This is a genomic window from Cyclobacterium sp. SOCE241, assembly GCF_056867545.1.
In genome coordinates this window covers 2,930,095-2,947,631 of the sequence record NZ_CP149779.1, presented here as the reverse complement: position 1 = coordinate 2,947,631, position 17,537 = coordinate 2,930,095, and the positions used below count along the sequence as shown (strand labels likewise).

Annotated in this window: 14 protein-coding genes and 1 pseudogene; 8 read left to right on the top strand and 7 right to left on the bottom strand. The window is 36.1% G+C overall.

The window, feature by feature from the left end; all coding sequences use genetic code 11:
- Positions 1 to 112: 112 nt before the first annotated feature.
- From WG932_RS14705 to WG932_RS14690, 4 genes are all read right to left on the bottom strand, one after another.
- Positions 113 to 304, bottom strand: coding sequence for a T9SS type A sorting domain-containing protein (locus WG932_RS14705; protein ID WP_483088461.1), 192 nt, complete (start codon positions 302 to 304; stop codon positions 113 to 115).
- The gene (locus WG932_RS14700) at positions 247 to 4,692 is read right to left on the bottom strand and encodes a malectin domain-containing carbohydrate-binding protein (protein WP_483088460.1); all 4,446 of its coding nucleotides are present in this window, start codon (positions 4,690 to 4,692) and stop codon (positions 247 to 249) included. Before WG932_RS14700 ends, WG932_RS14705 begins: the two co-directional genes overlap by 58 nt.
- A gap of 790 nt (positions 4,693 to 5,482) precedes the next feature.
- Positions 5,483 to 6,448: a mechanosensitive ion channel family protein gene (locus WG932_RS14695; protein WP_483088459.1), complete on the bottom strand. Its 966-nt coding sequence runs from the start codon at positions 6,446 to 6,448 to the stop codon at positions 5,483 to 5,485.
- A 505-nt stretch (positions 6,449 to 6,953) separates the two neighbouring features.
- Entirely contained in the window at positions 6,954 to 8,183 is a 1,230-nt protein-coding gene (locus WG932_RS14690; protein WP_149393922.1) for an MFS transporter, read from the bottom strand.
- A 356-nt stretch (positions 8,184 to 8,539) separates the two neighbouring features.
- On the opposite strand from WG932_RS14690, the pseudogene WG932_RS14685 reads away from it, so the two are divergent.
- From WG932_RS14685 to WG932_RS14665, 5 genes and pseudogenes are all read left to right on the top strand, one after another.
- Positions 8,540 to 9,387: pseudogene (locus WG932_RS14685) on the top strand (SPFH domain-containing protein).
- A 2-nt stretch (positions 9,388 to 9,389) separates the two neighbouring features.
- Positions 9,390 to 9,872, top strand: coding sequence for a hypothetical protein (locus WG932_RS14680; RefSeq protein WP_149393921.1), 483 nt, complete (start codon positions 9,390 to 9,392; stop codon positions 9,870 to 9,872).
- Positions 9,873 to 9,877: 5 nt separating this feature from the next.
- A complete protein-coding gene (locus WG932_RS14675; protein ID WP_014018831.1) occupies positions 9,878 to 10,051 on the top strand; it encodes a type II toxin-antitoxin system antitoxin in 174 nt (57 codons plus the stop codon).
- Between the two features lie 147 nt (positions 10,052 to 10,198).
- Positions 10,199 to 10,741 (top strand): HEAT repeat domain-containing protein, encoded by a 543-nt coding sequence (locus tag WG932_RS14670; protein ID WP_483088458.1) that lies wholly within the window; start codon positions 10,199 to 10,201, stop codon positions 10,739 to 10,741.
- 78 nt (positions 10,742 to 10,819) lie between these two features.
- Positions 10,820 to 12,877, top strand: a complete 2,058-nt coding sequence (locus WG932_RS14665) for an alginate lyase family protein (protein WP_483088457.1) — start codon at positions 10,820 to 10,822, stop codon at positions 12,875 to 12,877.
- Positions 12,878 to 13,223: 346 nt separating this feature from the next.
- On the opposite strand, the gene purB is transcribed toward WG932_RS14665, so the two are convergent.
- Positions 13,224 to 14,567 (bottom strand): adenylosuccinate lyase, encoded by a 1,344-nt coding sequence (gene purB / locus WG932_RS14660; protein ID WP_483088652.1) that lies wholly within the window; start codon positions 14,565 to 14,567, stop codon positions 13,224 to 13,226.
- A gap of 135 nt (positions 14,568 to 14,702) precedes the next feature.
- Positions 14,703 to 15,350, bottom strand: coding sequence for a DUF4397 domain-containing protein (locus tag WG932_RS14655; protein WP_483088456.1), 648 nt, complete (start codon positions 15,348 to 15,350; stop codon positions 14,703 to 14,705).
- A gap of 295 nt (positions 15,351 to 15,645) precedes the next feature.
- Here WG932_RS14655 and WG932_RS14650 point away from each other — a divergent pair, with 295 nt between their 5' ends.
- Genes WG932_RS14650 through WG932_RS14640 form a run of 3 tightly spaced genes read left to right on the top strand, consistent with a single transcriptional unit; the run spans position 15,646 to position 17,284 of the window.
- A complete protein-coding gene (locus tag WG932_RS14650) occupies positions 15,646 to 16,743 on the top strand; it encodes a ferredoxin--NADP reductase (protein WP_187770941.1) in 1,098 nt (365 codons plus the stop codon).
- Entirely contained in the window at positions 16,743 to 17,018 is a 276-nt protein-coding gene (locus tag WG932_RS14645) for a hypothetical protein (protein ID WP_483088455.1), read from the top strand. Before WG932_RS14650 ends, WG932_RS14645 begins: the two co-directional genes overlap by 1 nt.
- A 23-nt stretch (positions 17,019 to 17,041) precedes the next feature.
- Positions 17,042 to 17,284: a hypothetical protein gene (locus WG932_RS14640; RefSeq protein WP_483088454.1), complete on the top strand. Its 243-nt coding sequence runs from the start codon at positions 17,042 to 17,044 to the stop codon at positions 17,282 to 17,284.
- A gap of 32 nt (positions 17,285 to 17,316) precedes the next feature.
- Here WG932_RS14640 and WG932_RS14635 read toward each other — a convergent pair whose 3' ends face one another.
- Positions 17,317 to 17,526 (bottom strand): hypothetical protein, encoded by a 210-nt coding sequence (locus WG932_RS14635; RefSeq protein ID WP_483088453.1) that lies wholly within the window; start codon positions 17,524 to 17,526, stop codon positions 17,317 to 17,319.
- Between the last annotated feature and the right edge of the window lie 11 nt (positions 17,527 to 17,537).

Genomic DNA, 17,537 nt, shown 5'->3' with positions numbered 1-17,537 from the left:
CTTATTGGTTGTTGTTGACAGTGGTTAAGATTAAAATAAATTATGCTGATAAAAAATAAAAAAAGGCCTTGTTGTACGACAAGGCCTTAATAATGAAAATTGAAATGATTATTTAAGGTGTAACTGCTAACCTCATGCGTTCTATTACCCCAGTGTTAGAAGTGAGGGTAACAATATACACTCCTTGTCTAAGGTTTTGTACAGGGATTTCATAATTGCCATCTGAATTTTTAATGTCTTCAGCATTCACAAATGAAATAAGTTGCCCGTTGAAATTATGAATGCTGATATAGAATTCACCCAAATCTTGGCCAGTTTGAAGAATAGCGTAAGAAATAGCTGGATTAGGGTAAATTTTATTTTTGAGTCAGTATTTATACTACTTTCTTGCGTTACATTTAAGGTTGACAATTCCTCGGTTTCAGTAACCAATTGTCTTAAGTTACTATTTCCTAGATTAATTACTTCACTAGGGAAAACGGCTATTCCTGAAACTAACGCGTTATTTATAACTCCTTCTAAGTTAAGGTTTAGTATTCCGTCTGTTACTTTGATGTTTTCGAAACGTAAAGTGACAGGCTTGTTTGAATTTTCAAGGTATAAATCAACATTTTTCTTAACAGTTTCATTTTCAATATTGATGTCGAAGACCCTTCTATTTGCACCTGTTTTAGAAGTGATTTCACCAAAGTAATTTTCATTATGGTAGGTGATTACCGTGTATTCACCATTAGATACAGGAAATTCAAAATTCAAAGATTTACCATACCGATTAGATTGAAACAATTTGTCAGTGCTTGAAGCTGGTACATTATAAAGATAGGAACCTGAAGGTATCTTGACTTTACTGTCTTCAGATACAAAGTTAACGCCTTGATAATCTGTGTCAGTATCACTTCCAACGTTGATGAAAAAGGAGTCAGTTTCTAAATCGTCATAAAATCCACTCATTGGAATAATGGCTATTCCCGACATAATTGCGTTGTTTACAGAGGCTTTAAGTTCGATTTTTAGTTCTCCATTTTTCACAAGAATATCATTGAATATCAAGTCAGTTTCCTGATTACCACTTCTGGCATAAAGGTCAAGATCATTTTTAACCAATTCATTCTGAATGAAGATGTCAAATACCCGCATCCCTGCTTTTCCATCAGGATGTGTTACACCAAAATAGTTTTCTATATGATAGGTTTTAACTCTATATGTACCGTTTTTAACCGGGATGGTATATATAAGATTCTTTGCAAACCTTGTGGTATGAAATAAGGGTTGCTTAGAAGCAGAAGTATTTTCAGAAATCCCTGATGAGGAAAAATGCTTGTCAATATAATCGGAAACAAATGTATCTCCATTGTAATTCTCACTGGTAATTCCTCCTACATTGATAAACTTTGCTCCATCAGTTGGTTCCGGTGTCTCAGTGGATACCCCTCTCTCTACAATAGAAATGGCAGAAATAATTGCATTATTAGCCGAAGCAAGTAAGTTTAGATCTAAACTACCGTCTTTTACCTCTATGTTTTCGTGTGTTAATATTATCTTTTGATTTTTGCTTAGCGCATATAAATCAAGGTCTTTGTATTTGGTTTCTCCTTCAATACTTAGATCAAAGACTCTTTTGCCATTTCTTCCTGCGACGCCGTTTAATCCAAAGTGAACCTCTTGATGGTAAGTCTTAACCGTATAAAAACCATTGGGCACAGGTATTTTATAGGATAATTCTTCATTAAAGGATATGGACTCAAAAATTGTTCCTGCTTCATTTTCAAGTTCTAAGGAGTTGGATCTTCCTGTGGTTACCTCAGTTTGGCTTAAAGGGATAAATTTATTTCCTTCATAAACTTCAGCGTCATTTGATCCAATGTTAAGGTATAGGGAATAACCATTCGAAACGGGATTTTCATTACCAGAATCTGTGGAATTTGTATTGATTTTTATAGGGATTTGAGCAGAAGTTGCTACCACATTATTGCTGTTATTGATAATTACAGCATTTATTTGATGTTCACCGGAATTGCCATCTCCCCAGGTAACCTTATATGGCTGATCTGTAGCGCTACCTATTAGGTTATCTCCGCTGTAAAAAGCCACCTTACTAATATTTTCGTTATTAGGAGTGATTTCTGCAATTAATGCTATTTTTTCGCCCAACTCATAACTACCGTTGGTATTTAGTGAAGTGATTTTAACTTCTTGTTTGATCTCAGGTTCATTTTTTGGAGGAGCCACTGCATCAGAAGTCCTTACCAGTAAAGCTGAAGAATATGGTTCTATTTGATAGTCTCCGGAAAAAGTATTTCCTTTTACGTCTTTAAATGTTCCATCCAAAAATATTGATTTCTTAGATTTAGAAGCATTGTATTCAAATAGAAATATGTCGTCAGGGTCTGTTAGTTCGACATCGGCTTCTCTAATTTCCAGATCATCTATCCAGTATTCCCAGTTTCCAACATCAGAAATAAACATGATTACCGGCTCAGAGACATTTTCATAGGGTTTCAGTAATACAGAAAATTCTTGTGATTCGGTATTTAATTCAATTGCCGTACTGGGTGAAATTACTTCCCAAGGAGTTCCGGCATACCTCAATGCAACCCTAAGGAATCCTGTTTTGTTACTTTTTGCTTTAAATTTTGCAACGTAAGTTTTGTTTTTTTGAACACTTCCGATCCTTGCCAGTGCTGAGGAATACCCTGGGCTTTTGATTTTGATGGATCCATCTAAGATCCCTTTTGGTTCCCAAGATTCAGTACAGTCATTACAATAAAAATCATCTATACCTTTTAGAAAAGATAAATTATTATAGAGTAATTCTCCTATGAGATTTTTAAGACTAAACTGTTTGTATTTATCTTGCCGAAAGGTGCTTGAGGAATTATCTTTGTTGAATGTATCTCTCCAATCATCTAAGTTTTTAATTTCCGCTAATTTATTGTTGTTTGTGTAGTGGGCTACATATATACTGTGATCATCACCCAGTGGTCTGGCGAAGTAGTTTTGATCGAAAGTCCCAAAACTTTTTATATCCTCTTTATATGTATTTATGCGATAGGTATATTGGTCAGTTTCTTTAGAAAATAGCACATTGTTTGAGAAGGTAAGGTTACGAGTATCAGTCCCCCTTTCACTATTGCCTATCAAAGCTTGAGCGTATGAATTGTAAAAAATATTTTCTTTAACCGTTACATTAAAAACATTTGAGGCTTTAAAGCCTGAGTATTCAGTGTTCGCAATTGTGTTCTTAATAATTGAAACTCCATTGGCGTTGTCATCAAGAAAAATACCGCTTCCTTGAGGGTGGTAGTTTTGTACATCATGGTAGGGAGTTCCATTGTTAGTCGCCAATCCATCAATAATAATGTTATTTTCTATTACGCGGTTGCTAAATGTGGAAACTGAATTACCGCCAAATGTGTAAATACCACCACAGTCATTTTTTAAAAGACAAAACTCCTGAATTAAATTGTTTTTGATGGAGATATTATTGCCATTAAAATGAATGCCATTAAAGCCAGTACTTTTGACAATATTGTTTTCAATTGTAATACTATTTCCTGATACAAAAATACCATTCCCATTATTGTCTTGATTTTGTCCCCCTCCTGGAAAGGGGAAAGTGTTTTCAATTATATTGTCCTTAATAACGGCGTTGTCATTCCCATACCTCAGGTTCAGTCCAATGTTTAGAGAATAATTAACTCGGCAGTTTTGAATAATTAAATCTTTAATATTTAAAGAAGTAATACCATTTTGGCCCGAATACTCAATATCCGTATTATTTAAAACGATATCGCTACCCTCCCCAATATAAATAGCGTCTTTATTTGCACCTTTGAAATGGAGGCTCTGTATCAATAGATGATCGATGTTGTAAGATTTTATAAAAAGGTTTTCTAATGTACTCACTGATACGGAGTGATTGTTTGGGTTTGTATTGCCAAAATAAACGTTCAACTTTCTGGTATTACTGTAAAACCACTCACCGAATTTATCAAGTGTGGAAAGGTGATTTTGGATAAAAAAACCAAAACCTGTACTAGGGCTATATGCCCCAGAACCAGAATAATTTACTGTTGAACCAGAATTTGATTTAATCAAATGCCTATCTAAGATCCATTGATTTTTTCTTATAACTATTTCACCATTACTGAAATTTGGTGCGCCTGATAATTCTTCACTATTTACAGAAGAATTGCCGGAAAAGGAGGAAACAGTCAAGTACCCACCATTTTCAGCGTCACTATTTGGAAATCTGCCATTCTCGTAAAGCTGATTGTCAATGGTGACAATATTGGTTTCATAACTTGAGAAAGTGTTTGTGCTTTCGTATCGGCCGTTTCCTATGGATTTCCAGCCGGTTACTTTTTCGAAAGAAGTAATGATTGGTTTAGCACCTGATCCGTAGGCATCAATTTTAATGGGATTCCCGGGGCTCCCACTTTTGGTTGCCTTTATCGTGCCGTAAAAAACATCGCCTCTTTTTAAATAAATTGCATCACCGGGCTTTAAACTACTAAAAATGGCATTTAATTTGTTGATTGATTTCCACGGTGTGTCAGGATTTTGTGCTTCCGTTGTACTTCTTGAATCATTACCAATTTCAGTTGAAAAATAATAATCTGTTGCACTGGCCTTTATGCTTAGCAATATTAAGCTGAAACAAAAGGCAAATCTTAATAAAGGTTTGTTCATTGGAACTTGTATTTAGTCGGTGGTTGGTTAATATCTTAATCAACTCAGGTTTGATATTTCTATTCTATTGCCCAAATGCCCAAAATCAAATTGATAGGGACAAATTGTTGTACAGTGAAGTTTTAAAACAGGCCACTTCATCTCTAATCAACTCCCTCCTAGCTAAATTTCTAACTCGCACTTAATTTATACCATTGCATGGGTAATTAATGAATTGCATTGGCATAGATGTGCTATGAAATTTCGTACCAAAATTTCACATCCAATTTGTTTTTAGTTGTTCAGTAATAATGTTAGGTGAAATAGTTGGCGGAAAACTACTGAACTTTTATTTCGTATATAAAATTAAGTATGTAATACTAACAAAAATGCATTTAATATGCAATGAGTTGGTTTATAATTTTTTGCAGATTTTTTTAGTATTGATGCTTTGGGTGTTTTATTGATAATCAGATTGTGGGTAGAACACACAATCTGGTTATTTCTGCAACAAGTTTATAAATTTATTCTCGAAAGAATAAATTATTTGTTAAAAATTACTGTTAAGTTTTGAAATTTATAGGTACAGCCCCTTGATTTATTTCAATTTTCGTAAAACAAACCAATATATTTAATCAATAATGTAGTTTTAAAAAAAATAATTTTGATTTACGATTGGTGGTATAATTATTTACTATTGAAAATGCCTGTGTTTTTGGTTAAATGTAGCCAGTAAAAAAAATCCCCCATATTGAGGGGATAACAATATGGGGTAGGAGATTTATGATAATTCAAACTAGGTGCTTTGGTTTTACTTGGAAGCCCGTAAATATTTAGCTTTCTGATTCCTGATTTTTTCTGTATCTGAGGTGTTTTCAATCTTTAACTTTTGACCATTCTCATTCCTGACATACAATGTGCGTGTTGGGAATGCAATAGAAATACCCATTTCTTGGAACCTATCAAAAATTTCGAAATTGATTTGCTGTTGAATGTCCATATAGGTATTGTAAGCAGCATCTTCTATGTAGTAAACAACTTCAAAATTAAGGCTAGAATCACCAAATTCTTTGAAATGGGCACGATCAAAAGTAATGGGTTGTTGATGATTTACGATCTCTTTTAAAATCCCTGGAATTCTTTTTAAGTCCTCGTTGCTAGTTTCGTAGGTTACTCCAACCCCAAAAAGAATCCGTCTACGTTGCATTTTTTTGTAGTTGTGAATCCTTGAACTTGTTAGGTCACTATTTGCAATGACTAATTGTTCACCGGAAAGGGTCTTTACTCGCGTTGTTTTTATGCCTATTTTTTCTACAACACCGTTCTTATCATCAATCACAATAAAATCCCCTATTTCTATTGGCCTGTCGAAAAATATTACGAAGTAATTGAATAAGTCACCCAGTATATTTTGAGCGGCTAAGGCTACGGCTATACCTCCTATACCCATACCTGTAACTATAGCTGTTACATCGTATCCTAAATTGTCAAAAAGAAATAAGATACCTAAGCCCCATATTAATACATTGATAATTAGGATGATTCCTCCAATTTGTTTGACTTTTTCTTCGCCGTTTTCTTGTTCTCTTACCCAAGTTTTTAACAGTAATATCAATACACTAGAAACCAATCTCACAATATAATAAGCGAGAATTACCTTGTGTGCATTGGAAAGGATATACCTAAAATCATCAGATATTGAAAGGGTCCTGATGCCAAAAAATACTATAGAGATATATAATGCCGGTATTACAAATTTCTCTATTGCCGCTACCAAGTAGTCATCGAAATTTGTCGATGTTTTTTCAGTCAGAGATTTAATTTTTGAAGTAATGTTTTCTTAAATATTCGGACGATTAAAATACCAATAACGATGATTCCCGTCGCTATTAAGTAATCTTTCGCCGTATTGTTCCAGAATTCGAGTTTGAGGTATTCTTCTAACATATTAAAATTAGTTTTAAAGTTTAAATCAAAAGAATTTTGGGCTCTTTGTAATGATTTTTAAATCGAGTTGTTTTGGGTTAATGTTATTGGGTTTTAGTAAAAATCCCTAAAGTTAAATTTGCTCTTTTTAGACAACCTTACTGTAATAGTTTTGTCCGGCCAAATTGTAACCATTCCAAATCAAGTGTTACCGCTTGTATTTGGATTTAAAAACATTTTTAAAGGTCGATTTTCTAATGAATAACTAACAAGTCAATAATTTCTGCTTAGAAAATCTTAAAACAAAAGGAGGCACAATAAATGTGCCTCCTTTTGTTTTAAGAAGATTTTTATTCTTAGGCAGGACTTACTGCCTCAGTTTTTTTAGAATTCTTTTGCCAGAAGAAGAAGATGGTAAACAATACTATTAATAATATTGGGAAAAATGCCATATTCTGAAGAGTTGCTTGGCCGGCTGCCAGCTCTAATGCATCTCCTGATAATCCTTCAGCACTTTTCTCGGCTCGTGAAGAATCAATCCACCCACCAATGATAGGTTGGAAAATAGCGGTAGAAAACATACCAATCCCCCCGATAATGGACATGCCTAGAGCCCCACTTAAAGGGACTCTTTGAGCTACTGCCCCAACCATAACTGGCCAGAAGTAAGCAACGCCCAAGGCGAAAATAATAGCCACAACATATGCTATAGGACCTGTAACCACACTAAAGAGCAATATTCCTATCGTGGCTAGGCAGGCTCCGGTTAACAATACACCTGTTTGTCCCAGTTTTTCAACTACAGGACCTGCAAAGAATCTGGCAACAGCCATTACTCCTGTGGTCATTGCCAATATGATCATTGCATCAGCACCACTGCTTGCTAAGATAATATTTACCCACTGCTGTGGACCAAACTCTGATATAGCAGTAAATGCCATACAAACAAAAAGAAATATAAAGACTGGGCTAAACAATGCTTTGAAATTGTTAAGCAAAGAAGTTGCTCCTTCCACTTTGGCTTTTGGAAACGTTTTGCCAAAAAATAACACCGCATAAATTACTGTTGGAATCATTGTAACCCACATCTGTGCTTCCCAACCTAGATTCAATCCTGTCATAAAGCTAGAGATCAGTGCTCCAACCATAATTCCTCCCGGAAACCACATATGAAACCTGTTCAACATTTTATTCATTTTTACTCCGGAGTACATGTCCGCAATCATCGGATTACATGCAGCTTCAGTACAACCGTTACCAAATCCAATAAATAAAGTTGAAATGAGTAATGTAGTATAACCTCCGGCATATATTGTTAACAAAATGCCAAGAGTATGGGCTACAAATGCAACCCTCATAATATTTTTTGGGCCAAATGAGTGGTAAACGATGCCTCCAATTATCATTGAAATTGGAAAACCTAAAAACCACATAGAGTTAATGAAACCTAATTGAGCTGCAGAAAGACCGAAATCTTCTCCTAGCTGTGGTAGAATTCCAGCACGAATACTAAAGGTAAAAGCGGTGGTAATCAGTGCGAAACAGCTCCCATTAAAGAGCGCACTTTTGTTAATGTTTTCGTTCATTGAATTTGGGTTTAGAAGTTTTATACTTTTTTCAGATGGTTGATCAATTTAATTGGACAATATATAAAAAATGAATTTACCTTTTGCCCTTTTATGTAAATTATCCTTAAAAGTTTGGTATATATCCCTTTAATAGCTTGAATTTATGTTCTTTAGGGTACTTTGTCAATTTTTACTTCGGAGGGCATTTATTAATTGTCTTGCTGAGTAATAGCTTCATTAGCGTAGATTTTCTTGTTTATTTTTAGCCCAATAGATTGATTGCCAAATATTTTAAAAAATAATTGACCCTAAATAATGCTAATCCGGTATTTTTTTATAGATTTGAAATGATATCAAAATAATATTAAAATAATATGGAAAAGACAATCAAACCCCAATCCGGCTACTTTATGGTATTCGTGGCCTTCTGCCTCTTGGCTCTTATTGCTTTTAGTGTATTTGGCAAAGTTGTGTTTCTGCTAATTCCAGCTGTGCTGATTTTTGCCTTTATTATTTCCGGTTTTTTTATAGTTGAGCCTAACAAAGCCATGGTGCTTCTTTTGTTTGGTTCTTACAAAGGAACAGTAAAAGACGATGGGTTCTTTTGGGTGATTCCTTTTATGACTAAGAAAAAATATCATTAAGGGTCCGAAATTTTGAAAATAAACCCTTAAAGGTCAATGATAAAATAGGTAATCCGGTGATGGTAGGAACGATTGTGGTTTGGCAGGTAGCAGATACTTTCAAAGCCTCCTTTGATGTGGATGATTATGAGAATTTTGTTCATTTACAAGCCGATGCGGCCGTTCGTAAGATGGCAGGTACTTATCCTTACGATAATTTTGAAGATGAGCATGCGGAAATAACGCTTCGTTCCGGGGTGGAGGATGTGAATAAATCTCTTGAAGATGAGATAAGTGATCGGTTACAGCATGCGGGAATTAAGGTTATTGAAGCTAGAATTTCGCATTTGGCCTATTCTTCTGAAATAGCTTCTGCCATGTTGCAAAGACAGCAAGCGACTGCAATCGTTGCTGCCAGAAGAATGATCGTTGACGGTGCTGTGGGAATGGTGGAAATGGCCTTAGAAGATTTAAAGATAAAAGGGATTATCGATTTTGAAGATGAAAAGAAGGCAGCCATGGTTAGTAACTTGATGGTGGTCCTTTGTTCAGATAAAAATGCCAGCCCTGTAGTGAATGTTGGTACCTTAAATCAATAAGTATGGTATATAATGAGTCACAAACATTGAAAGATTCCTGGTTTGTACCAGTATTTTTTGGCATTCAGTTGTTGGCGACTGCTGTTGCATTGGTTTATGGTGTGGTAGATGTAGAGGGATTTACTAGCACAGGACTACTCGGGTTAGTTTTGTTTATTTCTTTTCTGATTGGTTGGTTGATGGTAAGTATGAAGCTTCAGATTAGGTTGGACGCTACTGGGCTTTCATACAAAAGTCCTCCATTCATTAATTCTTGGAGAAAACACAAATGGGAAGAAGTGAAACATATACAGCAAATTAAGAGGAGATCGATTTTGAGTGGGGGAGGATTAGGAATACGATACGACCTAAAAGGGGAGTGGAAATACCTATTCAGTACATGCCATGTAGTGAGAGTTTCATTGAAAGATAGTAGTTTTGTTTGGAGTACCCGCAATCCGAAGAAAATTTTGGAAGCTTGGGAAGAATGGGGAAGTGAAAGGTAATATTTATGGCACAGAAAAAACCTTTTGCCTTGCGAATAGATGAGCGACTGATGAAAGCCGTGGAGAAGTGGGCTGAAGATGAGTTCAGAAGCACCAATGGACAGCTGGAATGGTTGATTCATGATGCGTTAAAGAAAGCAGGCAGGTTACCAAAATCAAAGGATGAAAAAAATAAGTAAGATTGCTAAGCTTAACTCCGACGTGTTGGAGAGCGCTTAATTGGGCTTAATTTTTAGGTAGTAATAAAGGCCAAATACGAAGAGAACAAAGAAAATTTTGCTTAATTTGTTTCGTTAAAATGATAAAACAGAAGATTAACTTAAAATATGGACAGTACCGAAAAAAGTCATATAGATCGATTAATTGAAAAATTACTCGACAAATCAAATGAGGATCCGATGAAATTTGGGGATCAGTTGGTACGAATTGGAGGAGAGGAAATTCAAGAAAAGTTGATCCAAGTACTTAAATCAGGAGAAATGGATGATGCCTTTTTGGCAACTAAGGTGCTTTCCATGATGGATAATAAAGAACTTGCCTTAGATGCCTTATTTGAGGTGATTCACCGGCCTGCAAACCAACATCAAAATGGTGGCTTGGTCTCACTTGTGGAAGAGTTTGACATTATTGATAAATTTGTTGATTTGTTTAGGGTTTACCTTTTTGGGAATTTCAAATCGTCTACACTGGCGAAGGTTCATCTGGATTACGCAGAATTTGACATTACGCCAAGAACACTCAAGAAAGCCCAGAAACATTGGAATCATTTTCTCAATAATTCGTCTAACGGAGACGATTTTGAATTGAAAAAAGCTGAAGCAGGGACGATTTTGGCAGAATTAAAAGAATTGCTTGATGATGAGGAATGAAATTGAAAATTAAATATATATTTTAAACCTAAATTCAGTTATAAAATACAAATCTGAATTTCTAATCATAATAATTAAATGAACCCATTCAAGACCAAATTTTACATTTTTTCACTTCTAATATTATTTGGATATCAATCTTCTTTTGCCCAGCAAAGCTGGAAAGAAATTAGCACGATTAAAGAGTTATACAAGGCCTATCCGGATTTGGTAAAAGGTGTTTTTGATCATATCGATTTAGAACACAAAGGGTTGGAAAAGGTAAAGTTAGCCGCTTCAGAAGAAGATTGGGTGCTTGCTGCCAATGAATTGCTGGCTTATTATAGAATTTCCGAAAATGCCAAGGGTCTAAGGAAAACTTTACCCCGGGCTTCATCAGAAACGGTAGCAGTTGCTGATACCATCCTAATGGATGTATTTACCATTCAAAATGTAAAAGGGAAAGTTCCCTTACTAGAAAATGGTCACAGAGATTGGTATTATAAGGGGCCAAATAATGACAGGGAATGGGCTTGGCTCTCAAATCGACATAGCCAACTTTCTTATGTGATGGGGGCTTATTTTCAAACTGGAAATCCAAAATATGCTCAATATATGGACCTGTTTTTAAGGGATTTTATTCTTGCAAGCATGCCTTATCCGGCTGAAAAGAAATCAGAATCAATTTGGAGAGGACTTGAGGTAGCAGCAAGGGTTAAAACTTGGACCAGGGTTTTTTATGGCATGTTGGAAAGTGAATATATCTCACCGGCTACCCGGTTTTTGATTTTGAGTAGTTTACCGGATCATGCTCATTACAATAAAAACTTTCATGGTGGTAACAATTGGTTGACGATGGAAATATCATCTTTGGCCACCGTAGTGGCTTATTTCCCGGAATTCAAAGCTACTGATGAATGGATGGATTATGCAGTTACCGCCATGACAGAGAGCATGCGAGGCCAGGTCTATCCGGATGGAGTCCAAACCGAATTGTCCTCCCATTACCATAATGTTTCATTGAATAACTTTGAACTTTTTAAGGCTTTATGTGATGAAGCAGGTCGAGAACTTCCCGAATATTTTACCCAAACCATAGAAAATATGTATGGCTATATTGCCAAAGCAATAAGGCCTGATGGACATAGGATTTTGAACAATGATGGAGACCGAGGCAGTGATAGGGATTACATTTTAAAAGCTGCAAAAAAATACAATAAGCCGGAGTGGGCCTATTTAGCCAGTAATGGGAGCGAAGGAACAAAGCCTTCTGATGGTCCTTCCTACTTTATCCCTTGGGCCGGACAATTGATTTCCAGAAGTGGTTATGATGCCATGGCCCATTGGTCCTTTTTTGATATTGGTCCTTGGGGAAGTGGTCACCAACACAATGATAAATTGCACTTGTCTCTTTCCGCATTTGGAAAGGACTTTCTTGTAGATGCAGGTAGATATGCTTATACAGGAGAGGTTGCAGAGAAGTTTAGACCTTATGCCCTAAGTAGCAAAGGTCATAATTTGGTACTAATTGATGGCAAAGTTCAGGAGGATGGTCCTAGATTGGCGGAAAAGCCCGTAGATAACAAAAGGGTACAACTGACAGCTGACTTTGACTTTGCTTCTTCCTCCTTTGATGATTTCATTGATTTAGAGGGACAGGCAAGTCACAATAGAAGCCTATTTTATGTTAGAGGAGAGTTTTGGGTGGTGGTAGATCGAATTAACACAAATCAGCCTAGGACAATAAGCACGTTGTGGCATTGGCATCCTGAGGCAGATGTCAAGCAATATGGGGATGCTACAGTGGGGAGTTACCCCGAAGGTAGTCTGGAAATTGTGCCTGTTGGTGATGCTTCTTTTGATATTCAAATGATCAAAGGGCAAGAGAATCCTGAAATTCAAGGTTGGTACAGTCCTGAGTATAATTTATATGAAGCTAACGTTGCAAGTATTTACAATAGTGATATAAAGGATACTACTACATTTGTTTGGTTGTTAATTCCATCAAAGGGTAATGCTGAAAGGCAAATAAGTCGTGCTAAAATTATTAGAGAAAATCAAAATGCCATTGAACTTGAAGTATATCACAATGGAAAAAATTATGAGTTATCCATCCCTTTTGAGGACAATAGTTTTGTTAAATTTAATAAAAAATAAGGGATTTGTAGATCCGTATTTTTCCACGAAGTATTTTCAATAAACCTTAAGATTCAATTGTATAAAAAGAGGCATGTTACTTTTCAGGAACATGCCTCTTTTATCGTAGTAATATACAATTTATACCCAAAATAGATGCTCTAATTCGGAATGAAATCACTTCAAAATTAGCCGCTTCTTTTCTGTTTTTACACTGCCTATCTTTAGGTTGGTTCACCTGATACTATGCTAAAATCACCATAGTAACAGATTCTCTCGCAATAAAATCATCATTACGAATCTTGGTACATAATCAGGATTAACCTATTTTTTCTTTAGCTACTCTAAAGCCTAAAGTGACCTTAGATCAAAGACCTGTATAATTAAAAGGAGTAATTTTCTTTAATTCCTTTTTTATGTCCTCAGCCACATCGAGGTTATTGATGAATTCACCGATTGAGTTTTCAGTGATTTTTTCATTTGTTCTGGTAAGTGCTTTCAGTGCTTCATAAGGTTTAGGGAAACCTTCTCTTCTAAGTACTGTTTGAATGGCTTCAGCCACGACGGCCCAGTTTTCATCAAGGTCTTTTTCTATCGCAGCTTTATTTAATTCCAGCTTATCTATTCCTTTATCCAATGAAAGGAAGGCAATTTGCATATGGGCCAATGGAACACCTATCACACGTAAAACAGTACTGTCAGTCAAATCCCTTTGAAGTCGACTGATAGGGAGTTTTGCCGCTAAATGTTCCAATAAAGCATTGGCTATACCCAAGTTTCCTTCTGCATTTTCAAAATCTATTGGATTGACCTTATGTGGCATTGCTGATGAACCTACCTCACCTGCTTTGATTTTTTGCTTGAAATAATTCATGGCTACATACTGCCAAATATCCTTACTGAAATCAAGTAAAATGGTGTTAATCCTTTTTAGTCCATCGAAATGCGCAGCAAAATGATCGTAGTGTTCAATTTGGGTCGTTGGATAACTTCTGCTTAGTCCTAGATTTTTAGAAACCAGATTGTTGGCAAAGGTGTTCCAGTCAATTGCCGGAAATGCCACATAGTGGGCATTCATGTTTCCTGTTGCTCCTCCGAATTTAGCTGCAAATGGAATGTTGCTTAATAAATCCAGTTGGGAAGAAAGACGGCTTACAAAAACATCAAACTCTTTACCCAAGCGAGTAGGGGAAGCAGGCTGTCCATGTGTTTTTGCCAACATAGGTACTGTAGACCACTCCTCAGCCCTGGATTTGATTTTATCAAGTACTTGATTTAAGGCAGGGAGGATTACTTCATTGATGCCATCTCTGTACATCATTGGAACGGCGGTATTGTTAATATCCTGTGAGGTTAATCCAAAATGGATAAACTCTACTACCTGTTCTAGCCCTAAAGCGGTAAATTTATCTTTCAAAAAATATTCAACAGCCTTTACATCATGGTTGGTGGTTTTTTCAATGTCTTTAATTGCCTGAGCATCATCCTCAGTAAAATTTCTTTCTATCGATCGGATAGCCTCAAATTTTTCCGGTTTTACGCTGCGTAATTGAGGAAGAGGTAATTCGCACAAGGCAATGAAATATTCAATCTCCACTTTAACCCTATACCGAATCAATGCATATTCAGAAAAATAGGCCATTAAGGGGCTAGTTTTAGAGGCATATCTGCCATCTACGGAAGAGATTGCGGTAAGCGGATTAAGTTTCATCATTAGTCTGTAAATCAATTGAGGCACAAAAATAATTGTTATTATTCAAAAGACGAGCCCAAGATTGAAATAATATAAAATAAAAGGGGACTCTGTTTCCAGAATCCCCTTAAAAATAAACATTGTTAAGTTAAATTAATAGTTGGGATAATTTCTTATCAATTGTAGGCGAAGTGCATCAGCAGAGTTGCTATCAGCTCCTAATTTTCCTCTGATGACAACAGTATATATTCTGCCTTCTCTAAGATGAATATCATTTAAACGTACGAGTTCATTTTGGTTATCCGAGACAGCTTTAAGGATAAAGTCTGTTTCACCTATGTCTACATTGACAAAATCTGTAGCTTCTAAAAAGGAAAGACTTTCCAAAACTGCATCTTCATGATTTCTTTGAAATAAATTTACTTCAGGCCCATCAGAAGCCAAATGCACCAACCTTACCAAAGCTTTCCCATTCACAGGGTTCTCCAAACTATCTTCTATAAATAAGGTAGTGTAATCATCTCCAGTCTCCGTAAGGAAAAACGAGTAGGCTTTTTCAACCCCTAAAGTTACAGCCGTGTCCAGTAGGGACTGATCTGATCCATTATCAACAAATGAAAAATTTCTTTCACCTGTGTAGAAATACCAATAATCTATGAATTCACCGAAATCGAATGATTTCCGATCATACACCGTGCTGTCTACCTCAATTTGGATATCCGATGATTCATTCGTTCCATTATAGAAAGAAACATAGGCGGTTGGTTCATACGGCGAATTGTTTGGCCCCTCATCATCCAAACAAGAAAAAGTAAAAGGAAGGAGCATTAAAATAAATAAGTACTTTCCTTTTTCCGAAGCTTTTTCTTTAAATAATTGATTTTAGTATTCATGATATTATAGTTGTTTTGTTTTCTAATGCCAGTACGAATGGATTCACCTAAGTGCTACAATGGGGTATAGAAATCTTTTGAATTTGGAGGAAATTGAGGATTTTAAGCTAAAGTTTGCTAACTATTTTTTCACGCAATAGGTAATTGAGAAAGAGTATGTTAATTTTGTGTGAATTGCTCATCAAACTATTCCTTTTATTGTAATGCTGTTTAAACTATTTAAGAAGAAAAAAGATGATCTCGAAAAGGATGATCATTACCTTACCCTTAGAATTAGGGAAACTGTCCAAGAAACTTCTGATACTGTAACCATATATTTTGACCAGCCGGATCCCATTATGGATTACCTTCCGGGTCAATTCCTAACCATAATTGTTGAAATAAACGGAAAACAAGAGAGAAGAGCCTATAGCTTGTCGACTTCACCTTTTGTGGATCCTTTTCCGGGTATCACCGTGAAGCGCTTAGAAGGAGGATTGGTATCAAATTTCATTAATGATACTTTTGTTCCAGGTAAGCGGGTAACTGTCATGAAACCTTTAGGTAATTTTACCGCTGACTACCATTCTCATAACAAGAGGAAGTATGGTATGTTTGCCGGTGGAAGTGGTATTACTCCAATTATGGGGATTATCAAGTCCATATTAATTAATGAGCCTAAGTCTGAAGTGAATTTGCTTTATTGCAGTCGCTCCCAAGACATGATCATTTTCGAAAAGACACTCAAAGAATTGGCCGATAAGTACCCGGGTAGACTAAATGTGACCCATAACCTTACCCAACCCAAAGCCGGATGGGAAGGGGCTTCTGGGAGATTAAACCACGAAAAAGTCAGCGAGTTTTTTGCTAATTATTTTAATCATTTTGCTGAAAACCAACGGTTTTTTGTATGTGGGCCTGAGGGAATGATGGAAACTGCTCAAGAAAGTTTGGGTAGATTGGATGTCAAAAAAGAATTTATTCATAGTGAAAGTTTTTATCTTGAAAAAGATGAAAATCAAGAAGATGATCCTATAGAAGGGGTTATTAACAGACCTGTGAAAATTTTATTGGAGGGAGAAGAGTATTCCTTTGACGTCGGACCGAGTAAAACAATATTGGAGGCCGGATTGGATGAAGGGTTAAACATGCCTTATTCTTGTCAAAGTGGACTTTGTACCGCATGCCGAGGAAAGCTACTTTCAGGAACAGTGGAGATGGAAGAAGATGCAGGTTTAAGTGAAAACGAAATAAAGGCCGGATATATTCTTTGTTGTTCTGCAAAGCCCACCAGCGCGGAGGTTAAGATTCAGATCGACTAATGGCTGCAGACAATCAAATTAAGGAAATGAAGAAAGATTTTCGCTTATTAGAGCGAAATGTATTGCTATTGATTGCAATCCCTTTACCCATTTTTTCTTTTGCCTATTTATATGTGACAAGTGGGAATTTGGATTTTAACTTGCCTGCCTTACCGGAAATGTTTAACTATATTCTCCTAGGCTTGGTAAGTGCAATGCTTGTATTCCAACAATTTGCTTTTACCAAACGCATTAAGGAAGTCAAAAAACCGGAGCTCCAGTCAATCAAAAATTAAAAGGTTATGCCAAGGCCACCTTTTTGAGGTATTGGCAATTGTTTTGGATAGGGGTTTTGTGTGCATTTGGTTTGTTTTTCTATGATAATCAGGGTTTTACAATTGTGTATGCTGTCACTTTACTGTTTGTCTCTTTGGCTAAACCAATGCCGGCTAGGATAGTAAGTGCCTTGCGCCTTAAAGGGGAAGAAAAAGACCAAGTAATGGAAATTCAAAAAAGAGTAATAAGCTTTGCACTAATAAGCAACCACCAACCTTTTGGGTAAATTATCTGCAAGGGTTGGTGGCTGAGTTCTTTTTATAGAGGTTGAATAGAAATATTCCCTGAACCAACCTTTCCGACGACCGTTCCGTTTTTACCATTGTCTATATAAACGGTGCTTTTACCCGATTGCGTTCCTACCCTAATATTTCCACTTCCTGCTTTCAAATCAAAATTATAATCCGATAAATTACTGCCGGTATAAATTTGAATATTCCCTGAAGAGGCGTTCATGTTGGTGTTCAAGCCAAGACCTG